A 17094-nucleotide genomic window follows, 5' to 3' on the forward strand; every position below is an offset into this window, starting at 1 on the left:
AGAATGAGCCAACTCAACGCGACCAAAATCTCGGGCAATTCAATTACGTACTACCGAATTGAAATGCCGAAGTTATTTCCGAACGCTTCCTTAGACCGACGAGGGCTCTTCTTCCGCTTCCTTCGTGGGTGACTGGAAAAACACGTCGAGCGATATCGAATGCATATGCGGTCTGATCCGAAACCGGTGAACGGAGCCAAGGCAAAAAATCAGTTTGATGCGTCGAGGCATCTCGCATTTCAAAGTCTTCACGACCTGTTGGAGGATTGATCGCTGTCGATTCGAACGCACCAAAACTCAACGTTGACGAACGAAAGATCCTTCGGCACCGAATACAGCGACATCTGGCCCGTTTAGTCTTGGGTGATGGGGCGTTTGGCAACTTCGCAATTGGAGGTTTGTTGTGACGAAACTCTGAGTGAGTTGGCGAGGGTGTTGAGACATTCGATTAGCATCGAAGCTTGCTCTCGCTGCAAGCTCCCGTTCATTTGATTCCGAATCGGCTGGCTCACCGACCATGCTTGCTTTGCTTTCTTCCGGCCTGCGGCCGATAGCGAAACAGCTTTGGCTCGGAGATCTTTCGGATGCTGCCTTCTAATAATCATCCCCTTTTTTTCGAGCAACACGAGCATCGCTCTGATGGTGCTTGGGTCGGATGAAATACGGTCTGCCAGCTCCTTCTGTGTGAGTGTCTTATCCTCGGTCAGGGCAAGCATAAGCACGAATTGATCTGCGGTGAGTCCTAGCGGCGAAAGTACGGCATCTGTTCGACGGTGCAATGCCAAGTAGGCCGACCGAAGAGCAAGCGGCAGGTTTCGCAAATCGGTTTCGGGATGGAGCACGGGCTTGTTTCTATTTGGCATACAGCGATGGCAGTCGTGACGATGGTGACCCAAGACATTGCAAACTTCTAGGCGATCGAAAACGCCAAGCCGCCGACGGTGGGTGACGCTCTTGCCCACGGGTCTGGGGTGAAATTTGAAAGATTGCATCCAAAAAAGCGAAGTTAAAAGGCTTTGCCCGATAAACCGCGTGCACGCAGTATATCATCAACGGGGGCTAGCCAGCCGTCCGGAAGTCACTGCGGCCGGTTCTTCGCCCATGGTTTTCTTGGATGCGGTTCTTCCTTCAGCGATCAAGTGTAGTTTTCAGAGCGGAAAAGCTCTACGGCTCCGCTATGGCAACCCCGGCCGTCGCTGGAAACTTATGGCGTTCACTTCCTCTCGGTCTGTCAGATGAAAATCAAGTTTCTACGTTCGATTCACCTGTGTTTTTCAATCCTTTGCATTTTGTTATGTCCGAGAGTTGATGCAGACGAGAACCGATCGTTTACGACTCCAGAGATGGCCCCACCTTCTCTGGATGATCAAACGTTTTCAGCGACAGACGTTGGCGCAAAGATCCCCAACTACACGCCCGGGGCTCAGTGGGGAACCCAAGCTGAGCCATTCTCGTTGATGCAGGATCCGCTGCAGGCTGAAGTGTCGATCAATGCGTACGCCAAACCGCAGGGAATGACGCTTTCTGTTTGGGCAAAAGAGTCCAATGAGAATTGGCCCAACCGACAGATAGTTAATGAACGAGCAGCCGGTTTGGACGGAAAACCGATCGCGATGACCTGGGACGAAAACGGTCGTCTTTGGATCTGCGAGACAGTGGATTATCCGAACGAGCTGAATGAGAAGCCGGCCGTTGGGCGTGACCGAATCAAGATCTGCGAAGACACCGACAGCGACGGTCAGGCGGACAAGTTCACCGTGTTCGCGGATAATTTGAGCATCCCTTCCACATTGGTTTGCTACCGAGGTGGAGTGATTGTTCAGGACGGCCAAACAACCATTTATCTCAAGGACACCAACGGCGACGGCAAAGCTGACTTCCGCCAGTCGCTAATCACCGGTTGGGCGATGGGTGACACTCACGGTGGCGTAAGCAATTTCCAATATGGTCCCGACAACTGGATCTGGGGAATGCAGGGCTACAACAACTCTCAGCCCATCATCAATGGCGAGCCGCAACAACGATTCCGCCAGGGCTTTTGGCGATTCAAAGTGCGAGCGGGGGCTTCCGACAAAACCGCTCCTTCGTTTGCGATCGATGCCGCCTCGAATGCGGTAGCCGAGATTGCAACCGATGAGTTTGATGAACATACGATCCGCGTTGACGCACTCGAATTCGTCCGGGGCACGAACAACAACACCTGGGGCCTTGGTTTCAGCGAAGAGGGCTACGTGTTTGGTTCAACCGCCAATGGATGCCCCAGCGTTCACATGCCCATTCCCAATCGCTACTACGACCAAGTCGCAGGTTGGTCACCGGAAACGTTGGGGCCAATTTCGGAGTCGTTCAAGTTCAACCCCATTGATGATGAAATACGGCAAGTCGACTACCACGGTGGCTACACCGCCGCTTGCGGTTCGGCAATCTACACCGCACGCAACTATCCGCAGCCTTGGTGGAACCGCATTCAAATGGTTTGCGGTCCGACGGGGCACCTGGTCGGTTCTTTCGTGCTTGAAAAAGACGGGGCCGGTTACCGAAGCCGCAACGCGTTCAATACCGTCGCAAGCATCGACGATTGGTCTGCTCCAATCATGTCCGAAGTTGGTCCTGATGGAAATGTTTGGGTGCTCGATTGGTACAACTACATCGTGCAACACAACCCGACTCCGAATGGGTTCCAGACTGGAAAGGGGACTGCGTACGAGAGTGACCTTCGCGACAAGCGATTCGCACGCGTTTATCGACTGCTCAACAAGGAATCGGCTGAGTTGTCGCCGTCGCGAACGATGCAGCTAGCCGAGGCCAGCAACGAGGCGCTCGTCGAGGCGTTGAAGAGCGATAACTTCTTCTGGCGTCGTGCAGCTCAGCGTCTACTCGTCGAGCGCGAGGCAACGGAGGAACCTGTCTTGAATGCTCTGGCAGCGTTGGTCAAGCAATCGGAGGTCGACGAAATCGGTCTGGACCCCGCCGCGATGCATGCGATTTGGACGCTCGCCGGTTTATCGGAATCAGGCAGTTCGGCCGCAGCAGAAACGCTTGCTGCAGCATGCCAATCCGGTTTCGCACACATTTCGAGCCCGGTACGCAACGCGGCCGTTGGGTTCTGTCACGAAGGCCAGCTCCTCCAAGCAATCGAAGCCGGTTTGCAGAACGACGTTGACCCAAAGGTCCGACTGACTCTGTTGCTGCGTGTCGCTGAGGGGAATGCGAAGAATGCGATCGACGGGGACGGACTGGCAGCATTGCTGCCCTCGATTCAAACCGATAGTGTCTTGCTGGATGCCTGGACTTCGGCCGCTTCTACGGATCCAACTTCGGCCATCGTCGCGATGACGAAAATGGATCCAGCAATGACTGACGCGATCAGCCAGCGCGTCTCGGTGTTGGCAGAACACATCGCACGGGGGCGCCCGACTGCGGAAGAAATCAGTCGACTACTTCAGATCGATCCAAATTCACCATTGGCGGTAACCGTATGGGAAGGTCTCGCGAATGGGTGGCCGAGAGATTTGACGATCAGCCTGCCGGAGGATTCGCAGAAGCTGATTCGCGATCGGTTCCTCGCGGAAAACACGTCCGTTGAGAGTAAGGCCGCCATTCTCGCCGTTGCCGATCAATGGTCGGTCGAGAACTTGGCGGAGATCGTCGGCGAGATCCAAGATAAATTGCTGACGACCGCGATGGATGCTGACGCGGAAGCCGACACGCGACTGAGTGCGTGGGAGCAGTCGATTCGGCTTGCACCGAACAGTACAAAAATTCTGGACGCCGTCGAGGAATTCTTCACCCCACAGCTTCCTCCCGAGACCGGTGTTGAGGCACTTCGCTCCCTTCAGGCCGCTCGCGTCGATGGTTTGTCTGAAACCCTCTTGGAATCGCGTACATCCCTGGGCCAAAGCTGGGAAGCCAAATTCTTACTCTGCTTCTTTCACGCACGGAAAGTACCGAAGACTTGCTCGATGCGATTGCCGAAGGCCAAGTGCAATTCAACGATTTGCAATTGGATCAACGTCAGGCTCTGCTCAACCATCCAACGGCGGCTATCGCCGAGCGAGCGGAAACGCTGATGGAGTCACGCGGAGCGATGGTCACTTCCAATCGACAAACGCTCGTTGATCAGTGGATGCCGGTGACCAAACAAGAGGGCGATGTCACCAACGGCATCGCAATGTTTAAGAAGCACTGCGCCGCATGTCACATCCACGGCGAGACGGGGAATGAGATCGGTCCCAATTTGACCGGGATGTCAGTCCACCCAAAGGAAGAGATCCTGATCAACGTGCTCGATCCGTCACGCAGCGTTGAGAACAACTTCCGCACCTACCAAATCTTGACTGTCGACGGAAACGTTCTGTCGGGAATGCTGGCAGGTGAGTCGGCCAATTCATTGCGTATCATCGACACGCAGGGAAAAGAAAAACTGGTCCTGCGTGAAGACATCGAACAATTGTCCTCATCACCGAAGTCACTGATGCCAGAGGGTTTCGAAAGTTCAATGAGCAAAGCCGAAATGGCTGACTTGTTGTCCTTCCTGGCAAAACGAGACAAGCACGCACCGCTGAGTATCTCGAGCGTGGCAACCATCAACAGCAACAAAGGGCTTCCCGGCTTCCGCGGTCGTTCCGGAGACAAGCTTGAGCTTGATTCTTACGGTCGAGTTGAAGTTGAGAGTATCCCCTTCGAGTTGATCGACCCGCAGGGAGATCGAATCGCCAACATCATTGGTTTGCAATCATCTTCCCCACGGCGACCGAGCACGCTGCCGGAGTCAGTCAGCATTGATTGCTCTGGGAAAGTGCAGGCCATTCACTTACTTGGCGGTGTTGCCTGGGCAGCTTACCCGCGATTCAAGGATGAAACGACCAGCATGATCGTTCGGCGGCACTACAGCGATAGCACGACAAGTGACTTCGAGTTGGTCAACGGCAAGCACATCGTGACTTATCAAGCCGGTGAGGACGTGCCCGAATCGACGCTGGCGATTGAAGCCAACGGCAAGCAAGTGCGTTACCTGAAAGTCCCTGCCGACTCTGACAAGGAACTCACCAAGATCGAGTTTCTCAAGGGAGGTGATTTTTCGATCCCCCTTGTCTTCGCCGTCACAGTCGAGTTTGCCGGCGGCGGTCACTAATCCGATGGCTGACTTTCGATCCCGGCAACTGAATCAAAATTGTGAGGACGACTTGATGCTCAAACTCTCCACCTTTCTTTTTGCGTTTCTTCCGTGCGTGCTTTTCAGCCTGAGTTCTCAAGCTCTGGCTGAAGTTGCGGGTGATACTGGAGTGAAAGGCGAAAGAGTTTTTTACGCGTCACACAGCCTGATGTGGTACGTGCCGGATCAGTTGACAGAATTGGCATCGGCCCAGGGAATCGATGACCATCAGCTGGTTGGTTTGCAAAAGATCGGTGCATCACGGACGTTGCAGCATTGGCAGTTGCCGGATGACGAAAATCTGGCAAAGGAAGCTCTCAGGCAGGGCGATGTCGACGTCTTCGTGATGTCGCCCATCCAATTCCCTGACGAGGGGATCGAAAATTTCATCAAGCTGGGATTGAAGCACAATCCAGAGATGCGATTCCTTGTCCAGCTTTCTTGGGGAGGCGGAGACATCGACAATCAGGATTTTCCGAATGGGGCTTGGGAAGTTCCCGATCGCGATAAGACGCCTGAGCAACTCTCTCTAATGAACGCTCGTAACATCCGCGCGGGTGAAACTCAGATTGATTCGTTGAATGAGAAATATGGTGATGGTCAAGACTTTGTCTTTCTCATTCCGGCTTCTCAAGCGGCCTCTGAACTGCGTTCACGGATCTACAGAAAGGAAATGCCGGGGTTGGAGGATCAAGACGAGCTCTTTGTCGACCCGGCTCATCCCTCGGCTCCCTTGGAAGCTTTGAACACTTATCTGCACTTTGCGGTTTTGTACCAACAAAGTCCCCTCGGTCTGCCGGCCACACAAAAGCTTGAGCAAGTCAATCGGCCGCAATGGGATGAATCGTTGACCCGAACGCTTCAAGAAATCGCATGGCAGACAGCAGCGAATTATTCCCGATCGGGCCTGCCCAACGTCGACGCGGAAGAGATATCGGCTGCCTTCGACTTCCCTCAACCCGTTGAATACCCTGAACTTGAATTTGTTTACACCGCCAACATCAAGGTTGGCGAAGCACTCGATTTCGGTCAGGTCGACGACGGGAAACGGCTGGTCATTCCGATTGTCGGTGGGACCTTTCACGGTCCAGACATCCAGGGCGAAGTGGTTCCTGGTGGCGTCGACTGGAATCTCTCCCGCAGTGATGGTGCGACTGAAGCAGATGCAACCTACTTTCTTCGCACGGAAGACGGAGTGCTCATTCGAGTCTCCAATTTAGGTGTCGGTGCACCTCCAACAGGATTGCGTTTTACCACGCCTCGATTCATTGCCCCCCGGGGGCAATACGATTGGCTCAATCAGTCGACCTTCGTAGGCACCTTGGAAGTTGACTGGAAACGCGAGTTCTCAATTCGATTGCGAGTCTTTCGCGTTCGCTCTCAGGAATCACCTTAGCCATTCCGATCGGCTAGGGGCATGTACTTTTCAAGTGTTCCTCCCCCTCTTCTCCAAATACGTGATAGCAAGGTTGAAAATCATGAAACGAATCGTGGCATTGTTTGCGTTTTGCCTGCTTCAGGCAGTGCAAGTTTCAGCACAAGACGACACAAATTCCGAGCGACCTCGCCGTCAACGCGGAGGTTTTGGCGGTCCAATCGAACTCGGTCCCGACGACAAGCAAACGCATCCGGACCCGCCGGGCGACATCGCCGACAAACGTGAAGATGCTCCGCACGGCAAACTCGAAATGATCGAGTACGAGTCAAAAACGGTTGGCACGACTCGGAAAATGAATATCTACACGCCGCCTGGTTACTCAGAAGAGAAGAAGTATCCGGTGCTGTATCTCTTGCACGGAATCGGAGGGGATGAGACCGAATGGCAACGCTTCGCGTCTCCCAATCTGCTGCTAGACAATTTGATCGCCGATGGGAAGGCGGTCCCGATGATCGTGGTCATGCCAAATGGACGGGCACAAAAGAACGACCGGGCAGAAGGAAACATCATGGCTAGCGCGCCCGCGTTTGCCGTGTTCGAGAACGATCTGCTTGACGACGTAATTCCCGCGATCGAATCACGCTACTCCGTGAATGCGGATCGACAGCATCGCGCTCTCGCGGGTCTGTCGATGGGTGGCGGTCAATCGCTGAACTTTGGCCTCACGCACCTGGACACGTTCGCTTGGGTAGGAGGCTTTTCGTCAGCTCCAAACACGAAAGCCCCCGATGAACTCATTCCCGATGCCGAGAAAGCAAAAAAACAACTCGAATTGCTCTACCTGTCCTGCGGAAACAAAGATGGGTTGATCCGAATCAGTCAGCGATTGCAGCGGTACCTTAAAGAGAACGAGATCCCACACGTCTGGAACGTCGACTCTTACGGACACGATCCAACTCACTGGCGAAACAATCTGTATCACTTCGCTCAAATGCTGTTTCAAGACGAGTCTGGCAGTTCAACGCTGAACGAAGCATCAGTGAAGAAATCAGAGGAGCAGCCATCGGACAATGACTCTGCGGACAGCAACCCCGATGTCCCTGAAGGAATCAAAGACGACTTCCAGCCGGCACCGACCAATCAAGCCGGCAAAGAGTATCCACAAGTCAACTCCCAGGGCCGAATCAAGTTTCGAGTAGTGGCACCGGAAGCGAAAAGCGTGGCGACAACATTCCGTGACAGCACTGAATTTGTCAAAGACGAAGAAGGGGCGTGGATCGGCTACTCACGTCCTCTCGACGAAGGTTTTCACTACTACGAGCTGATCATTGATGGTGCTCACGTACCGGATCCGAATAGCAAGTACTACTTCGGTGCGATGCGTTGGGGGAGCGGGATTGAGATCCCCGCGCACGATCGTGAATTTTATGCGTTGAAGAACGTTCCCCACGGTCAAGTTCGTGAGATCTATTTCCATTCAGAGAGCACGGATGCGGAACGCCGCGCCTTCGTGTACACGCCACCGGGCTACGATGACGATCAAGACAAGCGTTATCCCGTGATGTATCTGCAGCATGGTTGGGGGGAGAACGAATATGGATGGAGCGTCCAAGGTCACGCCGGACTGATCATGGACAATCTGATCGCGGAAGGGAAATCGAAGCCGTTCATCATTGTGATGACCTACGGAATGACGAACGAGGTTCGCATGGGTGGGCTTCGCAATTTTGACATCAAGGATTTTGAAACGGTTCTCGTGGATGAACTGGTTCCGTACGTCGATGGCAATTTCCGCACGCTGACCGATCAACCAAACCGTGCCATGGCGGGTTTGTCGATGGGTAGCATGGAGACCAAATCCATCACGCTCCGCAACCTTGACAAGTTCTCTCACATCGGACTCTTCAGCGGGGCAACGATTGGAAGAGAGGACGTCGAAAACACAGATGGTTTCAAGGACAAAGTCGACCTCGTATTTGTCAGCTACGGAAGCAAGGAAGTTGGGGGTGGACGAACACGCCGCGGTGGCAATCCCGCTGAAACTGTTGAGAAATTGAAGGAAATGGGGATCGACGCACATTACTACTTGTCCCCTGAGACTGCCCACGAATGGCAGACTTGGCGACGCAGCTTGAAGGAATTTGCACCGCTGTTGTTCCAGCCAAAAGACAAATTATCGGGCGTCTGGAAAGTTGACTTCGATACTCAGATTGGTGTTCAAAGCTACGTGATGACCTTCGGCAAGGATGGCGGCGAACTGTCCGCAACGGCAAAAGCCGAAGTCGGTGGTCGTTCACGAGATGTCACCTTTGAGCAGGTGGAACTGAACGGCGACACCGTCTCCTTCGTCGAAAACCTGAACTTTGGTGGCAACGAAATCCGCATCAAATACGAGGGGAAGATCGACGGTGACGCGATCATGTTCTTGCGAAAGGTTGGTGATTTCGCGACCGAAGAGGCTACCGCCAAGCGTTCCCAGTCCGTCGACGACTTGGTGTCTGACAACGCACGGGAATCGATGCAACGCCCGAGCGATGGTCAACGCCAAGAGGCCGTCGCCATGGATGACTCGGTGGATCCAAACTTTCACATTTACCTTTGCTTTGGCCAGTCCAACATGGATAGTAGCGGGCGAATGAACGATGCCGATCGCGACGTTCCCGAACGTTTGCTGGTGATGGCCGACTTTGACAACGAACAAAGAGGCTGGCAGAAGCACAACTGGTACCACGCCGTGCCGCCGCTGGCCGCTCGTGGTCGAGGCATTTGCATGGTCGATTCATTCGGAAAAGCCATGGTCAATTCCCTTCCGGAAGACGTCCGCGTCGGAATCATCAAGGTCTGCGTGCCAGGTTGCAAGATCGAACTGTATCAGAAGGAATCGTTTCAGTCGTACGTTGACGGCGAACGCGATTGGCTCAAGAACATCGTCAAAGGCTACGACGGCAATCCCTATCAATACCTTGTCGGCATGGCCAAAGAGGCGCAGAAGCATGGGGTCATCAGAGGAATCCTTCTGCATCAGGGCGAATCCAATACCGGTGACAAAGAGTGGCCTCAGAAGGTCAAGTCCGTCTACGACGACTTGATAACCGACCTGGATTTAGATCCAAACGCGGTGCCTCTTCTTGCAGGAGAAATGGTGCATGCTGACCAAGGCGGGCGGTGTGCAAGTCACAACGCAATTATTGCTAAGTTGCCCGAAGCAATCTCGGTTGCTCAGGTGATCTCGTCGGCAGGTTTGCCGACCGACGACAAGCTTCACTTCAACCCGGAAGGGTCTCGCGGATTCGGCGAGCGGTATGCCGCGGCGATGCTTTCGCTGTTGGCCCAAGAAACCGCCAACGCCAAATAAACCATGTCTCCGATCGATTCCTTCCTCACACAATACCTGCACGGATCTCTTCGCATGTCTTCCAAAACGCTCGCTTGCTTTTGTTGCTTGGCACTGACCGCCACGTTTGCCCTGGCCCAAGAGCCAAAGCAAAGTTCGGAAGACTTAATGGGTACATGGCATTGTCAATTCGAATCACCGTTCGGATTGCAGACTTACCACTTTCACCTTGTGATCGATAACGCTGGCGATGCGACATTGAAAGCGGAAGTGGACGATCGAGACGAAGAGCGAAAAGTTGTGTTTGTCGATGTGAAGGTCGACAACGATTCCATCGAATTCGCGGAGGTTCGCCAATTCGGCGAGCGAGAGTTTCGTATTGAATACACCGGCAAGCTCAAAGGAAAAGAACTCGCGATCACCAGGTCGTTTGGGCAGAGGGGCGATCAGGATGCAGTTGCAACCCGCAACCTTCCGAAGCCCCCGCCGAAAGAAGATCCCGCTCCGGTGGTCGACGTCAAAATCGATCGCCTGATCAAAGACGCCTTCATGGATTCGTTCTTAGTTGGAATGGCGGGTGACCTTCCCTCTCGCTATTCCGAAGAAGAGCTGAAATTGGCAGCGGAGCATTTTGATGCGGTGACTCCCGAGAACTGCATGAAGCCCGAGCGAGTTCATCCGGGCGAAGATCGTTGGAGTTTCGAGCAGACTGATGCTTTGGTGCAGTGGGCCGAAAAGAACGATATGACGATTCACGGCCACACACTGGTTTGGCACGCACAGACGCCTAATTGGTTCTTCGAGGGACGCGATCCCGAGACCGTCAAGCGTCGAATGAAAGAACATATTGATACGTTGGTAGGACGTTACAGAGGAAGACTGCAAAGCTGGGACGTTGTCAATGAAGCGATCAACGATGGTGGTGACGCGGAAACGGCGAAAACCGAAAACCTTCGCGACTCGAATTGGCTACAAACACTCGGTCCGGAGTTTCTCACGTTGGCATTCAAGTTCGCTCGCCAAGCGGATCCGGACGCCGTGCTTTACTACAACGACTACAACATTGAATCAGGGCCCAAACATGAAAGCTCGATGGTGCTTCTGAGGCGACTTCTTGCCGACGGCGCCCCAATCGATGCCGTGGGCATTCAAGGCCATTGGCGGAGCGGGCGAGTTCCGTTCGAGGCCATCGAAAAAGCGATTACCGACTACGCATCGCTGGGACTGAAGGTCAGCATCACGGAGCTCGATGTCACCATCCGCGGTGAGTCCGGAGGACAGTTCGGAAGACGCCGGTTCCGAAGCAGTTCACCGCCCTCCCTTGAAGATCTGAACGTACAGGCCGAAGACTATGCCAAGCTGTTTTCCATCTTCAAGAAACATGAAGATGTCATCGAACGCGTTACATTCTGGGGACTGAACGATCGACGCACTTGGAGATGGGGACAACACCCTTTGCTGTTCGACGGCAACAACAACCCCAAACCAGCCTACGCCAGTATCATTGCGTTGACTGACGGAAAGGACGATAAAAACACACCCGACCAATCCAACAATGTAAAGATTGAAGACGGTGGGCGAGGGCCCTATTCCGCGATTGCCACGGAATCTAAAACGCTTGCCGGCATCACGATCTACCGCCCGGACGATCTCACTGCGTTTGGAAGCGAACAACAGCTACCAATCCTCCTATGGGGAAATGGCGCGTGTGCGAACACAACGGAGGAACACAAGAACTTTCTCAATGAGATCGCATCGCACGGATACATCGTTCTCGGCATTGGACCACTCGATCAGTTGCAGCAGCGAGGTGAGGCGTCTCGCCAACGGACGAGTTCGTCCCAGTTGCTTGCTGCCTTGGACTGGATCATCGCGCAGGATGCAACCGAGAGAAGCATCTACTTCGAGAAAATTGATACGACCAAAGTTGCTGCGATGGGGATGTCCTGTGGAGGACTACAAGCCATCGAAATTTCAGGTGATCCCAGAATCACCACCACAGTGGTTTGCAACAGTGGCGTGTTGCCGACTCAATCGCCGATGGCCGCAATGCCGAATCTGACCAAGGATGACCTCGGGAAGTTTCACGGTCCCGTCCTGTATATTATGGGCGGACCGTCGGACATCGCTTACAAAAATGCGATAAACGATTTCTCACGAGTAGATCATGTGCCAATCGTGATGACAAACCTAGACGTCGGACACGGAGGAACTTACCGGCGACCACACGGCGGGAAGTATTCTCCCGTGGCAATCGCTTGGCTCGACTGGCATCTCAAAGGCGAGCAATCAGGCGCCAAAATGTTTGTCGGTGACGATAGCCAGTTGAGACGCGATCCGGATTGGACCATCGACTCTAAAAACATAAGTCGTTGAATGTTTTTGCCGCTGTGTATTTGAGCGACAGTTCTTAACGAGCTAACTAGAGCGAGCATTGACCGCAGATCGCTTTGGGCAGCCTGGCCCCCAAAGATTTCGATTCATCTGGCCTGGCACGCCCGGCCAGATGAAGCCCTGGTTTTCCCACTGCCCCTGTATCAGGAGAAGGGATCAAGTCACATCCTCGGTATTTATGCTGAGGTGCGGGAAATCCCAGATCGAAGTTAGGCTTTGAAAGTGTCCCAGTGGAGAACCATGGGGGGTGCAGAGGCCGCAAGTTCAAGTCGTGTCATCCCGGCCGTCTTCAGGGTGTTTGGAACGCCTTAAATTCCGGGTCGATACGCCATTAGGACGTAGCCAGCAAGTCGCTGTGCGGTCCTCTCTCAAACGAGTTTTGTGGTAGCGTGACTCACGCGGCGCAACGATCTGAGGTACCGAAGTCGCCAACAGTCTCGGCCACCACTGAGTATGTCGAAAGTCTCGACCGCTATCGCTAAGACGACGAAACGCCGGCGATAGGTGCGTCGGGTGCGGGTGTTCGCGATGGACATCCGTGCGTAAGATTCCTCCGCTCACCTTGTCCTCAATACCATCAAGTGACGCTGCCGTGTCGCTCGTCGCCCCTACACGGCATGCCGTTCTGCCTTGGACCAGAAGTCGGTACTCGCTGCCGACTGCGGATCCTCATCCCAGAGGCCCTAGATTTTGGGACCAGCTTTGGCGGCTTCGATCGCCTTGTCGAGGGACTCCTTCGCGTAGTGCTCGGTCATCTGCCGCTTGGAGTGTCCGAGCAGAGCTTGGGCTCCTTCGATCCCGAGTGCTTCCCGGATCGCAGTCGCGGCGGTGTGCCTGAGCTGATACGGCGTCCAGTGTTCCGCCCCGGCCTTCTTGGCTGCACGGACAATTGCTTTGCGATAGGAGTCCTTGTTGAACTTCGGGGAGTACTCACGCGGTTTCGATTCACCCGCACGGGTGCGCTTGTTGTAACCGGGGCGATCGCCTTGATTGGCTGGTGTTTTTCGCTTGGCGGATTTTTGTTCCTGATACCAACGAGCGGATTCCTCCGGTTTGAAACAATATTCCGTTGGCTCCCGATTCAGGTAGGGCTCAAGAGCCTCTTGGGCGTCACCGACGATTGGCACCTGTTTCTTCTTGCCGTGCCGTTTCGTTTTGTGTTCATTCGGACGGTAGACCCACACACCGTCCGTTCGTTTGTCGATGTCGATTGGACGCATCCGAAGCACTTCGCTGGGGCGCATGCCGGTTGCCGCCTGGATCCGCACCATGGTCTTGAGGACTGGTGAAAGGTGCTCGGCGGTCTGCCGTACAGCCTCAATCCCCACCGGTTCTCGATCGGTGGATTCATTCGCCACGGTCTCGCCTTCTCGCAGCGAGTCCAGCGCTTTCAGTGCCGTCCAGACTTCGACTGGAACCAGTTCTCTCGCGACGGCACGTTTGAAAACTTGCACGATGATCTGAACTTGCTGGTTGATGTAGTGGCGCGTGTTGTGCCGGCCACGGCGGTTCTTGGTGGCCACGAGCAAGTCACGTATTTCGGAGAGCCGTCTTGGCCCGAATTCGACCGCCGGCAGGTCTCCGTACTCGTCATCGAGAAGGTCGCAGAGGCTTTCATGCTTTGAGTATTCCCCTGGCGACTTGGCGTACTTCACTTTCGCAAACTCGAGGTATTCTGCGGTGACGCAGCTCACCGTGATGGTTGCGTCCTCGCTCGGATGGGTCGAGCTGTCCTCGGGCATCTTGCAGCCGTCTTTTTGGTACTCCTTGCAGAGGGCGAAGTACCGGGCGTGACTCTCGGGCGAGTCGTAGGTGCCGAGGTAGAAGTACCGTCCATCGAGATAGACGCGGGCTTGGCCCGAGACGTGGTAGTGGTACTTGGGGAGCTTTGCTTTTTGTCTTGGCATGCGATTCAGTTCCAATCGTTTGCGGTACGCTGTACCGTAAATGCTGAAAGTGAGTCGCGCAGCCTGACTGAGCTGGTAACGCCTGAGCGGCGTTTCGACCAGTAATTTACGAAGTATTCGGCAAGCTGCCGAAATGGGCGATACAGAATTCGAATCTGTGGCCTCTGCCGTGTGAAAGCAGCGCTCTAACCAACTGAGCTAATCGCCCGAAGGGGTCTTCCGCCGCGGCAAGTGGGACTCGCTGCGGAATCAGGGGCTTCGTGGCGGAAAGATTAACTTCCGCGCCGCAGTGTGACAAGACTCGATTGGTGGATACGGGGGCCTCGCTGAGGTGGTGAGGTGGGATTTTTCGGTGCTGCCATCGAGCGGAGTCGATGGGCGACTTTTGGGTGGGCGAAACGGTGCGTGTTTCGGCGGGGAATAGCGGAGGAGAAGGTGGCTGCGTGGTGGGGGACACGAGTTGGCGGGTTGGCGATACACTGCTCGCCATGAATTTTCCTGATCGCTCTCGCTCGGATGATATGCCTTCCTCGGACCCGCCCAACCACAACTCAATCAACCAGTATGAGTTGGTCGATTTTGGCGGCGGACGAAAACTGGAACGGGTTGCCGGCCGTTTGATCGATCGGCCTTCACCGGCAGCGGAGGGTTTGGCCACGAAACAAAATGCGCGGTGGAAGGTGGCGGCCAGCCGTTTCGACGAAAAGGAAAAACAGTGGAATCATCGGGTGGAGTGGAAACCGGGACGCTGCGTCGAGTGTGGCGGATTCCGTATGCCCGTAGCACCGACTCCGTATGGGCACATCGGTGTCTTCCCGGAACAACAAGCCAATTGGGATTGGTTGAGAACCCGTGAGTTGCCGGAGGTCTCGTCCGGTGATCGTCCCAAAGCACTCAACTTGTTCGCTTACACGGGGGCGTCGACGATGGCGTTGGTGTCGGCTGGGTTTGCCGTTGCTCATGTGGACGCGGCCAAACAGAACGTGCAGTCGGCTCGTGCGGCGGCGAAGGCAAACGGATGGGACGATCCACCGATCCGGTTCTTGGTCGATGATGCGGTCAAGTTCACGGCGAGAGAAGTCCGTCGCGAAAATCGATACCACACGATTGTGATGGACCCGCCAGCTTATGGGCATGGTCCGAGCGGGAAGGCTTGGCGTTTAGCTCGCGATGTGTGGCCGTTGATCGATGACAGCCTGAAGTTGCTGGAACCGGATGCGTTTCGCTTGCTGATCACAGGGCATTCGCCAGACGTCGACCAGAACGATGTGCAGGTGTACTTGGCCGACCGAGTTCCTCGAACGGTAAGCCCGGCAGGAACGCTTCGATTTGAAACGGGACGACTTCGGTTACCAGATCAGTTTGGTCGGAAACTGGACGCGGGTTTCTTTGTTCGCGTTTGGAATGAACGCTAGCTGAGACGGAGAAATTGCAAATTGCAAAATGATCAATGCAAATTGGCAATTGTTTGTGGTGGTGTGGCCTTACTGACGCGGCGGGTTGGGACGAGAGGATTGCCCGAAGAAGCCGGGACGAAGGTTGGTTAGGATTCGTCTTGGTTGGTGTCGGCGGGTGCCGTTGTGGTGGCTGGGGTTGGTTCGCAGTGATCCATGTAGTCCAGCTGCACGCGTACGATTTCTTTCGTGCATTCGAAGAACGCGTCCAAGACATCGGGATCGAAGTGTGTGCCGCGACCTTCTTCGAGAATCGAGAAACACTTTTCGCGTGGCATAGCTTTCTTGTAGGGACGCTCCGCCGAGAGAGCGTCGAACACATCGGCGACGGCGGTGATTCGCCCTTCGAGTGGAATGTCGCTGCCGGCCAATCCAAGCGGGTAACCCGAGCCGTCAAATTTCTCGTGGTGGGTTTGTGCGATGCTGGCGGCCAGTCGCATCAACGCACTGCCGTTGCTGAGCATGTCGGCACCGAGCTCCACGTGCGTTCGCATTCGGCGAGCATCGGTGCTGGTGTGTGGCTGGATGATCTGGTGCCCGAACTTGACGTGATTTTGGATCACGTCGAACTCTTCTGGTTCGAGCTTGCCTGGTTTCAAAAGAATCGCATCGGGGATGGCGATCTTGCCCACGTCGTGCAACTGGGCGGCCATTTCGATGTCGCGAACGAACCAATCCGGCAATCCCATCCCGGCGGCAATGATGCCCGCGAAACGGCCGACTCGGATGACGTGGTTCCCAGTGTCGTTGTCTCGCATTTCTGCGGCTCGAGCCAAACAGTAAATGACTTCGCGGCGAGAGGCTTCGAGTTCTCGGGTGCGCTGTTCGACTTTGAGTTCGAGCTCCGCCGCGTGGTGCTGCAGTCGATCTTGAAAGCTTTTGCTTTGCAGTGAGTTACGGACTCGCGGAGTCAAATCCATCGGGTCGACAGGCTTCAGCAAAAAGTCAGTCGCGCCCAGTTCAAGGCAAACCAATTTGATCCGTTCATCCGTGTTGGCGGTCAGGATCAAGACGGGCAAGTGCTTGAAACGTGGGTCTTGTCGGACTCGTTCCAAGACTTGGATGCCGTCGACGTTGGGCATGTTGATGTCCAGCAGCAGAACGTCAGGCATGCTGGTTTCGAGGATTCGAAACGCGGAGGTGGAATCGGTAGTCGTTTCGAAATCGCGATAGCCGGCTCGTTCCAAGTACTTCTTCACGACGAGAACGTTGGCGATCTCATCGTCGACAATCATAATTTTGCCGGGCAACGCCGCGACGGGCTTGGCCGAGTTTCCTTGCGGAAGAACACCATGATTTCCTGGCACGACGGGCGCGCTGAAGACGGCCGTATCAGTGGAGGTGGCGGGAGTGTTCATCGAGTGGGTCCGAAGAAAGCGGTTTCAGTTGGAGCAAAGCCGGTGGCTGTTCAAAAAGATTGCTCATTGTGCGGAACGCACTCGAAAGCGAAAAAATTTGGCGACGATTGCTTT

At 54.7% G+C, this 17094-nt stretch carries 9 protein-coding genes and 1 tRNA gene; 6 read left to right on the plus strand and 4 right to left on the minus strand.

Annotated elements, in window-relative coordinates; translation table 11 throughout:
* Positions 1-353 precede the first annotated feature (353 nt).
* Positions 354-992, minus strand: coding sequence for a MarR family winged helix-turn-helix transcriptional regulator (locus CEE69_RS28395; RefSeq protein WP_233215735.1), 639 nt, complete (start codon positions 990-992; stop codon positions 354-356).
* Positions 993-1343: 351 nt separating this feature from the next.
* Between CEE69_RS28395 and CEE69_RS28400 the strand changes: the two genes are divergently transcribed.
* The 5 genes from CEE69_RS28400 (at position 1344) to CEE69_RS28415 (ending at position 12243) form a co-directional block, all read left to right on the plus strand.
* Positions 1344-4070 carry a PVC-type heme-binding CxxCH protein gene (locus CEE69_RS28400; protein WP_233215736.1) on the plus strand — a complete coding sequence of 909 codons (2727 nt, stop codon included), beginning with the start codon at positions 1344-1346 and terminating at the stop codon, positions 4068-4070.
* Complete coding sequence (locus CEE69_RS33410; protein WP_233215737.1) at positions 3983-5134, plus strand: c-type cytochrome; 1152 nt, start codon at positions 3983-3985, stop codon at positions 5132-5134. Before CEE69_RS28400 ends, CEE69_RS33410 begins: the two co-directional genes overlap by 88 nt.
* Positions 5135-5189: 55 nt before the next feature.
* The gene (locus tag CEE69_RS28405; RefSeq protein WP_233215738.1) at positions 5190-6551 is read left to right on the plus strand and encodes a DUF3237 domain-containing protein; all 1362 of its coding nucleotides are present in this window, start codon (positions 5190-5192) and stop codon (positions 6549-6551) included.
* A gap of 82 nt (positions 6552-6633) precedes the next feature.
* On the plus strand, positions 6634-9888 hold the full coding sequence (locus tag CEE69_RS28410) for an alpha/beta hydrolase-fold protein (protein WP_099263918.1): 3255 nt from the start codon (positions 6634-6636) through the stop codon (positions 9886-9888).
* A 54-nt stretch (positions 9889-9942) separates the two neighbouring features.
* Positions 9943-12243, plus strand: a complete 2301-nt coding sequence (locus tag CEE69_RS28415; RefSeq protein WP_233215739.1) for an endo-1,4-beta-xylanase — start codon at positions 9943-9945, stop codon at positions 12241-12243.
* Positions 12244-12944: 701 nt separating this feature from the next.
* Here CEE69_RS28415 and CEE69_RS28420 read toward each other — a convergent pair.
* The gene (locus CEE69_RS28420; protein WP_099263920.1) at positions 12945-14183 is read right to left on the minus strand and encodes a tyrosine-type recombinase/integrase; all 1239 of its coding nucleotides are present in this window, start codon (positions 14181-14183) and stop codon (positions 12945-12947) included.
* A 119-nt stretch (positions 14184-14302) separates the two neighbouring features.
* Positions 14303-14376 (minus strand) — tRNA-Val (locus CEE69_RS28425).
* Between the two features lie 280 nt (positions 14377-14656).
* On the opposite strand from CEE69_RS28425, the gene CEE69_RS28430 reads away from it, so the two are divergent.
* Positions 14657-15583: a class I SAM-dependent methyltransferase gene (locus CEE69_RS28430; protein WP_099263955.1), complete on the plus strand. Its 927-nt coding sequence runs from the start codon at positions 14657-14659 to the stop codon at positions 15581-15583.
* Between the two features lie 128 nt (positions 15584-15711).
* Here the strand turns inward: CEE69_RS28430 and CEE69_RS28435 are convergent, their stop codons facing one another.
* Positions 15712-16980: an HD domain-containing phosphohydrolase gene (locus CEE69_RS28435; RefSeq protein ID WP_099263921.1), complete on the minus strand. Its 1269-nt coding sequence runs from the start codon at positions 16978-16980 to the stop codon at positions 15712-15714.
* Positions 16981-17094 lie beyond the last annotated feature (114 nt).

Source organism: Rhodopirellula bahusiensis (assembly GCF_002727185.1).
Classification (GTDB): Bacteria; Planctomycetota; Planctomycetia; order Pirellulales; family Pirellulaceae; genus Rhodopirellula; species Rhodopirellula bahusiensis.

Bases quoted from the DNA above. Each gene is read 5' to 3' on its own strand.
- CEE69_RS28415 (WP_233215739.1), top strand. From the start codon at position 9,943: ATGTCTTCCAAAACGCTCGCTTGCTTTTGTTGCTTGGCACTGACCGCC.
- CEE69_RS28405 (WP_233215738.1), top strand. From the start codon at position 5,190: ATGCTCAAACTCTCCACCTTTCTTTTTGCGTTTCTTCCGTGCGTGCTT.
- CEE69_RS28410 (WP_099263918.1), top strand. From the start codon at position 6,634: ATGAAACGAATCGTGGCATTGTTTGCGTTTTGCCTGCTTCAGGCAGTG.
- CEE69_RS28430 (WP_099263955.1), top strand. From the start codon at position 14,657: ATGAATTTTCCTGATCGCTCTCGCTCGGATGATATGCCTTCCTCGGAC.
- CEE69_RS28400 (WP_233215736.1), top strand. From the start codon at position 1,344: ATGGCCCCACCTTCTCTGGATGATCAAACGTTTTCAGCGACAGACGTT.
- CEE69_RS28395 (WP_233215735.1), bottom strand. From the start codon at position 992: ATGCAATCTTTCAAATTTCACCCCAGACCCGTGGGCAAGAGCGTCACC.
- CEE69_RS28435 (WP_099263921.1), bottom strand. From the start codon at position 16,980: ATGAACACTCCCGCCACCTCCACTGATACGGCCGTCTTCAGCGCGCCC.